The organism is Pseudomonas sp. 34 E 7 (assembly GCF_900005715.1).
Classification (GTDB): domain Bacteria; phylum Pseudomonadota; class Gammaproteobacteria; order Pseudomonadales; family Pseudomonadaceae; genus Aquipseudomonas; species Aquipseudomonas orientalis_A.
In genome coordinates this window covers 1-7,994 of record NZ_CVTX01000133.1, presented here as the reverse complement: position 1 = coordinate 7,994, position 7,994 = coordinate 1, and the positions used below count along the sequence as shown (strand labels likewise).

The 7,994-nt window shown below is 60.0% G+C and carries 7 protein-coding genes; 3 read left to right on the top strand and 4 right to left on the bottom strand.

What is annotated here, in order from left to right; genetic code table 11:
* Positions 1-189: 189 nt before the first annotated feature.
* The gene (locus BFP96_RS12010; protein WP_065893031.1) at positions 190-1,515 is read right to left on the bottom strand and encodes a sigma-54 dependent transcriptional regulator; all 1,326 of its coding nucleotides are present in this window, start codon (positions 1,513-1,515) and stop codon (positions 190-192) included.
* A 328-nt stretch (positions 1,516-1,843) separates the two neighbouring features.
* On the opposite strand from BFP96_RS12010, the gene BFP96_RS12005 reads away from it, so the two are divergent.
* Positions 1,844-2,104 (top strand): hypothetical protein, encoded by a 261-nt coding sequence (locus tag BFP96_RS12005; RefSeq protein WP_065887392.1) that lies wholly within the window; start codon positions 1,844-1,846, stop codon positions 2,102-2,104.
* A 53-nt stretch (positions 2,105-2,157) separates the two neighbouring features.
* On the opposite strand, the gene BFP96_RS12000 is transcribed toward BFP96_RS12005, so the two are convergent.
* Genes BFP96_RS12000 through gnd form a run of 3 tightly spaced genes read right to left on the bottom strand, consistent with a single transcriptional unit; the run spans position 2,158 to position 5,482 of the window.
* Positions 2,158-2,982 carry a Cof-type HAD-IIB family hydrolase gene (locus BFP96_RS12000; RefSeq protein ID WP_065936263.1) on the bottom strand — a complete coding sequence of 275 codons (825 nt, stop codon included), beginning with the start codon at positions 2,980-2,982 and terminating at the stop codon, positions 2,158-2,160.
* Positions 2,979-4,502, bottom strand: coding sequence for a glucose-6-phosphate dehydrogenase (gene zwf, locus BFP96_RS11995; protein WP_065887394.1), 1,524 nt, complete (start codon positions 4,500-4,502; stop codon positions 2,979-2,981). The genes BFP96_RS12000 and zwf overlap by 4 nt, the downstream gene beginning before the upstream one ends.
* Positions 4,499-5,482 (bottom strand): phosphogluconate dehydrogenase (NAD(+)-dependent, decarboxylating), encoded by a 984-nt coding sequence (gene gnd, locus BFP96_RS11990; protein ID WP_065936262.1) that lies wholly within the window; start codon positions 5,480-5,482, stop codon positions 4,499-4,501. Before gnd ends, zwf begins: the two co-directional genes overlap by 4 nt.
* Before the next feature lie 259 nt (positions 5,483-5,741).
* Between gnd and BFP96_RS30865 the strand changes: the two genes are divergently transcribed.
* Together BFP96_RS30865 and BFP96_RS11985 are read left to right on the top strand one after the other, a co-directional pair.
* Entirely contained in the window at positions 5,742-5,918 is a 177-nt protein-coding gene (locus BFP96_RS30865) for a DUF6026 family protein (protein WP_163003427.1), read from the top strand.
* Positions 5,919-6,072: 154 nt separating this feature from the next.
* Complete coding sequence (locus BFP96_RS11985) at positions 6,073-7,815, top strand: phosphoethanolamine transferase CptA (RefSeq protein WP_065936261.1); 1,743 nt, start codon at positions 6,073-6,075, stop codon at positions 7,813-7,815.
* Positions 7,816-7,994 lie beyond the last annotated feature (179 nt).

Genomic DNA, 7,994 nt, shown 5'->3' with positions numbered 1-7,994 from the left:
GGCTAACCCGGCGTCCTGCCGGGTTACCCACGGATTCAAGCCTGCGTTCGGCCAGCGTGGTTTAACGGGGCGCCTGAGATCAAGATCAAAAGCAAGAGCGGCTCGCTTCGCATCGTGGTTACCGGCTACGGCGGTGTGTGGCCTATGCCCCCTCCCACATTTTGATTTGCATGCACCCTTTGAAAAAACCTAGCGGATCTGGTGTTTGTGCAGCAACCGGTAAAACGTCGGCCGGGAAACGCCCAGCACCCGGGCCGCGATACTCAGGTTGTCGCTGTGCCGGTGAAGTACGTCGCACAATGCCTGGCGTTCGGCGCGGTGCTTGTAATCTTCCAGTGTCGCCATCGGCGGCGACACGGCCTGCGGGCCTTGTAATCCCAGGTCAACCGCCTCGATCTGGCGCCCTTCAGCCAGGACCAAGCCACGGCGCACACGGTTGGCCAGTTCACGCACATTGCCCGGCCACGGGTGTCGGCCCATCGCCACCAAGGCCTCTTCGCTGAAGCTGCGCGGGCGGCGGCCGGTTTCCTGGCTATAGAAACGCGAAAAGTGATTGGCCAGCATCGCCACGTCGCCATGGCGTTCGCGCAGGGGCGCGGTGACGACTTGCAGCACGTTCAGCCGGTAATACAGGTCCTCGCGAAAGGCGCCCTTCTCGACGGCGGCCTCAAGGTCAACGTGGGTCGCAGCCAGCACCCGCACATCCACCGGGATGGGCTGGCTGCCGCCCACGCGCTCGATCTGTTTCTCCTGGAGAAACCGCAACAGGTTGGCTTGCAGCTCCATGGGCAGATCGCCGATTTCATCAAGGAACAGCGTGCCACCGTGGGCGGCCTCGATGCGTCCGACCTTGCGCTGATGCGCACCGGTGAAGGCGCCCTTTTCATGGCCGAAGAGTTCCGACTGGATCAGATGTTCAGGAATCGCTCCGCAGTTGATCGCCACGAACGGCTTGGCATGTCGTTGGGACTGCCGGTGCAGCATCTTGGCCACCAGTTCCTTGCCGGTGCCGCTGTCTCCCCGTATCAGTACCGGCGATTCAGTGGGCGCCAGCTTCGACAGCAATTTGCGCAGTTCGCGAATGGGCCGGCTATCGCCCAGCAACTCATGCTCGGGCCCACCCACCGGGGTGTGGCCCTTGCCGCGCAGGCGCGCCATGCCAAAGGCGCGCCCGAGGGTGACCTGCACCCGCGACACATCGAACGGCAAGGTGTGGAAGTCAAAAAACCATTCGCAGACGAAATCCCCGACGTTCTGCAGGCGTAGCACGTCCTGGCTGAGTACCGCGATCCATTCGGTGCCGCTACGACCAATCAGCTCCTTGACCGCCTCGGGCCGTTCCAGATGACAAGGCTGCAACCGCAACAGGCCGACATCGCAGGACCGCTCACCGACATCTTCGAGGGTACAGCTGTCGACTTCCCATCCGACCGTGCGCAAGCCGGGCAGCAACCCGTGACAATCCTCGCAGGGGTCGACGACCAACAAGCGGCGTTGCGCAGAAGTCACAACCATGACTATTCCTTGGCGTCAGTTTTTATTAATAGAAACAATAGCTTGTAGCGACAAGACAGCAACATATCAAAATATTGACGCCGTGCTTGTACCCTTTCGCTATAAGTGCGAGCAAAAAGCCATCACCCTGTAAAAAGTTGCCCACCGGCCAAACGTTAGTTCCGCTTTTAAAACAGCCGCTTAGATGACTTCAGTCAGGGAAAGTTAAAATTTCTTGTCCTGGCATGTGACCCGCCCCCCACCATCGTGCATCAGTACAAGTAACCCACCGCACGGTCAGCCCAACCGCCGGTATTCACTTGAATGGGCACAGAGAGAGACGACACACATGAACGCTCCGCTGCGCATCAACGAAGCTCTTTTGATTGCAGACCGTGCCTTCCAGCCCTTCCAGTGCGTGGCCTGGCACGACGGTCATGGCGCCCTCAGCCTGAGCGTCATCGACCGCACCAATACCCGTATCGGCAGCCAACAGCTGTCATCGACCACTTACACTGACCCGGCGCAATTGGAAGACTTGTTGTTGCAGGCCCGTGCCGAGCTCGACAAAAGTGGCTACCAGTTGCAGCAATGGGCAATGCCCAAGTAAGTGAGGCGGGAACTTCCGATCACTGCATTACAGTGATCGGAAGTTGCACTTACTTATCGCGCGTTGAGTATAAATCGCTCGAACGCTTCGGCAGCACCGTCCTCGACATTGCTGCCGGTGACCACGCTGGCCTGACGCTTGACGGCTTCTTCCGCCTGGCCCATGGCAATCGATAAACCGGCCACCTGAAACATCGCCGGATCGTTGCCGCCGTCGCCAATGGCTGCCGTTTGCGCAAGCGGCACCTCGAGGTGCGCCGCCAGGGTCTTCAAGGCCTCGCCTTTATTCGCCAGCATCGCCGTCACATCCAGATAAACCGGCTGCGAACGTGAGACCTGAGCCAGGCCCTTTACCTTCGGCTGCAACTGCGCTTCCAGCTCCACCAGCAACTGAGTGTTATTGCTCGCGGCGACGACCTTGTCGACCCGGTCCAGGTAGGGCTCGAAACTCTCCACCACCACCGGCCCGTACCCCAGTCCGTCGGCTTCGCGCTGCTCCATCGGCCCGGGCGAGTCACGGCGCAGCCAATCGCCATCGGCGAACACCCAGACTTCCACATCCGGTTCGGCCGAGAACAGTGCCAGGGTCACTAACGCCGCTTCCGCCGGCAGATGGTGGGCCACCAGGATGCTGCCATCGGGGTTGATCAACGTACCGCCGTTGAAACCCGCCACCGGCACGTCGATACCGAAGGTCTCGATCAGGTGCATCATGGCCTTGGGCGGGCGCCCGCTGGCCAGGCTGAAAAACACCCCGGCATCACGCAACGCGCGAATCGCATCGGCTGTGCGCGGGCTGAGGCTGTGATCCGGATGCAGCAAGGTGCCGTCCACATCACTGAGGATAAAACGGATGGGATGAATCGCTGCATCACTCATCCGAGGCTATGCCAGGCACGGCCATCGCGGGCCAGCAATGCATCCGACGCCGCCGGGCCATCTTCGCCGGCCTTGTAGGTCTGGATGCCATCGTCTTCTTTCCAGGCATCCAGGAACGGCTGCACGGCGCGCCAGCCGTTCTCGATATTGTCGGCGCGCTGGAACAGGGTCTGGTCGCCGGTCATGCAGTCGTAGATCAGGGTTTCATAGCCCGTCGACGGCTGCATCTCGAAGAAGTCCTTGTAGTCGAACCCCAGCTCGATATTGGCCATTTCCAGGGTCGGCCCGGGCTTTTTGGCCAGCAGGTCGAACCACATGCCTTCGTTCGGCTGGATCTGGATCTTGAGGTAGGTGGGCTTGAGCTCATCGACGTCGGTGTCGCGAAACTGCGCGTAAGGCGCCTGCTTGAAGCAGATCACGATCTCGGTGTCGCGAATGCTCATGCGCTTGCCGGTTCGCAGGTAGAACGGCACGCCGACCCAGCGCCAGTTATCGATCATCACCTTGAGCGCAACGAAGGTCTCGGTGCTGCTGTCAGGCGCGACATTGGCTTCTTCGCGATAGCCCGGCAGTTGCTTGCCGGCGATTTCACCGGCGGTGTACTGGCCGCGCACGGAGTTGGCCCGCGCATCTTCCAGGGACCAGGGCCGGATGGCACCGACCACCTTGGCCTTCTCACCGCGCACTGCGTCGGCACCGAAGGCTGCCGGAGGCTCCATCGCGACCATGGCCAGCAACTGGAACAGGTGGTTGGGCACCATGTCCCGCAGCGTGCCGGTTTTTTCGAAGAAATTACCCCGGGTTTCGACGCCGACGGTTTCTGCGGCGGTGATTTGCACGTGGTCGATGTAATGGTTGTTCCAGAACGCCTCGAACAGCACGTTGGAGAAACGGCTGATCAGGATGTTCTGCACCGTTTCCTTGCCCAGGTAATGGTCGATGCGATAGATCTGCTTCTCGCTCATCACCTTGAGCAGGCACGCATTCAACGCTTCGGCGCTGGCCAGGTCGGAACCGAACGGTTTCTCGATGACCACGCGGCGAAACCCCTCCTGCGTCTCATCGAGCAACCCGGCACTGCCCAGGCGCTGCACCACTTCACTGAAGAAGCGCGGTGCTGTCGCGAGGTAGAACACCGCATTGGCGCTGCCGCTGTCGGCAATTTTCTGCGCGATATCGGCGTAGGTGCTGTCGTCGAGGAAGTCACCCTCGACGTAGCTGATGCCTTTGGCCAACTGGGCCCACAACTGTGGGTCCAGCCCATTGTCGGCATTGCCTCGGACCTTGCCGGCGGCTTCGGTGCGAATGAAGTCCTCGAGTTTCTTGGCGAAGTCAGCGTCGCTGATGGCGTTGTGATCAACACCCACAATGCGCAGGCCATCGCCCAGCAGCCCGTCGCGACTCAGGTTGTACAGCGCCGGCATCAGCAGGCGCTTGACCAGGTCGCCATGGGCGCCAAACAGAAACAAGGTAGTGGGTGGAGCGGGTTCGGCCTTGGGTTTCTTGCCGTTGGCGGTCATTTTTTGGAAGTCTCCACGTGGCCGCCAAAGCCGAAGCGCATGGCCGAGAGCATTTTGTCACCGTAGGTGCTCTGCTGGCGCGAACGGAAACGGGCGAACAGCGACGTCGACAGCACCGGTACCGGCACCGCCTGCTCCATGGCCGCTTCGATGGTCCAACGGCCTTCGCCGCTGTCAGCCACGGAACCGGAATAGCCGTCCAGCTTCGGATCGGTCGCCAGGGCGTCGGCGGTCAGGTCCAGCAGCCACGACGACACTACGCTGCCACGACGCCAGACTTCGGCAATGTCGGCCACGTTCAGGTCGAAGCGTTGGTCTTCGGGCAGGTTGTCCGAGTTCTTGGTCTTGAGAATGTCAAAACCTTCGGCAAACGCCTGCATCATGCCGTATTCGATGCCGTTGTGGATCATCTTGACGAAGTGGCCGGAGCCCGCCGGGCCGGCATGGATATAGCCGTGCTCGGCACGCGGGTCGGCGGAGGCCGAACGGTCCTTGGTGCGTGGGATGCTGCCAATGCCAGGCGCCAGGCTCTTGAAGATCGGATCAAGGCGCTGCACGGTTTCGACGTCGCCACCGATCATCATGCAGTAGCCGCGTTCCAGCCCCCACACGCCGCCGGAGGTGCCGACGTCGACGTAGTGCAGACCCTTTTCCGCCAGGGCCTTGCCGCGACGTACGTCGTCTTTGTAATTGGTGTTGCCGCCATCAATAATCACGTCACCGCTTTCCAGCAGCCCGCTCAGTTCATTGATGGTGTCTTCGGTGGGAGCGCCCGCCGGTAACATTACCCACACAGCGCGAGGCTTTTGCAGGCCGGCCACCAGGGCTTTCAAGTCGGCGACGCCGGTGGCGCCCTCCTCGCTCAGGCCTTTGACAAAGGCTTCGTTACGGTCATATACAACGGTGGTATGCCCATTGAGCATCAGGCGCCGCGCAATGTTACCGCCCATGCGGCCTAGTCCGATAATCCCCAGTTGCATGTGCTGATGCTCCTAACTGCTAAAAAATGTGTGACATAGTTTATAGCGCAATGAGGCTAATGAGGGTTAGTCCAGAGCGGATCCGCGTAGTTTCATGCTAAAAAAGTTGCCAGCATTTCACCATCACAGCGGCAAAAGTCACACGACCACCAAAAATAAAAAAGTTCCCTTGATGTGAAAAAGAATTCAAACTTGCCACGACTGCTGCCGCTCACCTGTTTCGGCGGCGCGATCTACCCGGCTATTTGCGAGGCAAGCAATGAGCACAGCACAGATGACCCGACCGCCACAGACCCTCTACGTCAGCATCCGCCGCGATGAGTTGCGTCAGTTGAAGGACGAGCGCGATCAGTTGCAACAGGAAGTCCTGCGCCTGCGTTCCCACCTCCAGGCCCAGCTGGAGCTGCCGTCCGGCGCCAAGCCCGCACTCTGCTGAACGCCTTTGGTTAGTTTGTAAGGCAATACCTACAGAAAACTCACAAAGTTTTCACACGCCTGTCCCGATACTCCCGCCCGCGATGCCGCTCATGTTCTGAGCGGCCCGATGTTGCGCGCGTGTGCGCGACGATCATTTTCTGATGGGGCGCTGGATGGCGATGTTCAAACGCAGCACGACGACTGCGAAAGGTTTTGATTGGGCCGGCCTTGGCTGGTTATTCCTGTTTTTCTGGTATTTCTCGGGTATTACCCAACTGCTTATCCAACTGACCGGTACGTCCGGCTTCAGTGGTTTCCGCCAGGCATTCTTCATGAGTGCACTGTGGCTGGCGCCGATGCTGCTGTTCCCCCGGCAAACGCGGGTACTGGCCGCCGTGATCGGCGTGGTGCTGTGGGCCTGCTCCATGGCCAGCCTGGGTTACTTCTTTATTTACCAGCAGGAATTTTCCCAGAGCGTGATCTTCATCATGTTCGAGTCGAACATTTCTGAAGCGGGCGAATACGCCACCCAGTATTTTGCCTGGTGGATCGTGCTGGCGTTCATTGCCCACACCGCGTTCGCGGTGTTCCTGTGGACACGCTTGCGCCCGGTGTACTTGCCGCGCGGCCAGTCGATCGTGGCGGCAATCGCCATCGTATTGGCGATTGTCGGCTACCCGCTGGTCAAGCAGATCGCCACCAGCGACACCATGGAACAGGCCATCGACCGCTTTGAAACCCGGATCGAACCGGCTGTGCCCTGGCAGATGATCGTCGCCTACCGCCGCTACACCGAACAACTGGACAACATGCAAGGCATGCTGACCAGCGCCAGCCAGATTCCACCCTTGAAAAACCTCAAGGACAGCATGGCCGGCCAGCCGTCCACGCTGGTACTGGTGATCGGCGAGTCCACCAACCGCCAGCGCATGAGCCTCTATGGCTACCCGCGCAATACCACGCCGGAACTGGACAAGCTGCGCGACCAACTGGCGGTATTCGACAATGTCATCACCCCGCGCCCCTACACCATCGAAGCGTTGCAACAGGTACTGACCTTCGCCGACGAAGAAAACCCGGACCTGTACCTCAAGACGCCGTCGATCGTCAGCGTGATGAAACAGGCCGGCTACAAGACGTTCTGGATCACCAACCAGCAGACCATGACCAAGCGCAACACCATGCTCACGACCTTTTCCGAACAGGCCGACGAGCAGGTGTACCTGAACAACAACCGCAACCAGAACGCCCGCCAATACGACGGCGATGTACTCGCGCCGTTTTCCAAGGCCCTGGCCGATACCGCCGAGCGCAAGTTCATCGTGGTGCACCTGTTGGGCACGCACATGAGCTACCAGTACCGGTATCCGCCGACGTTCGACAAGTTCACCGACCGCCAGGGCGTGCCGCCGGGTGTCAGCGACGCCCAGTTGCCGACGTACAACAGCTATGACAACGCGGTGCTGTACAACGACTTCGTGGTCTCGAGCCTGATCAAGGACTACGCCAAGACCGACCCCAACGGCTTTTTGCTGTACCTGTCGGACCACGGCGAAGACGTGTTCGACTCTGTCGGCCATGACACCCTGGGCCGCAACGAAGGCAAGCCGACCGCGCCGATGTACACCATTCCCTTTATGGCCTACGCCTCACCCAAGTGGCGCGAAAGCCACGACTGGAGCTTCGCCGGCGACCTGCAGCGGCCTTACAGCAGCTCGCAGCTGATCCACACCTGGGCGGACCTGGCCGGTTTGAGTTTCGATGAACTGGACCGCAGCAAAAGCCTGGTCAGTGACAGCTTCAAGCCGCGCCCCCTGCTGATCGGTAACCCGTACGAGACCAAGCAGAAAGCCTTGATCGACTTCAGCCTGATCAAACCGAAAAAGGCCGACAGCACCGAGGTGGTGATCAAGTAACCGAGAGGTTTATAAACGAAAGATAATAATCATTCTCGTTAAAGCCTAAAGTTCCCCGTCTCCTTTCGTCTTTGAGCCATACCCGCCCTTTCCGGGGCGGCCTCAAAGACGACAAGGAGTTCGCCGCGATGCTCGCGCCCTTTACCCGTTCCATCACCCTTACCCTGGGCCTGTTCAGC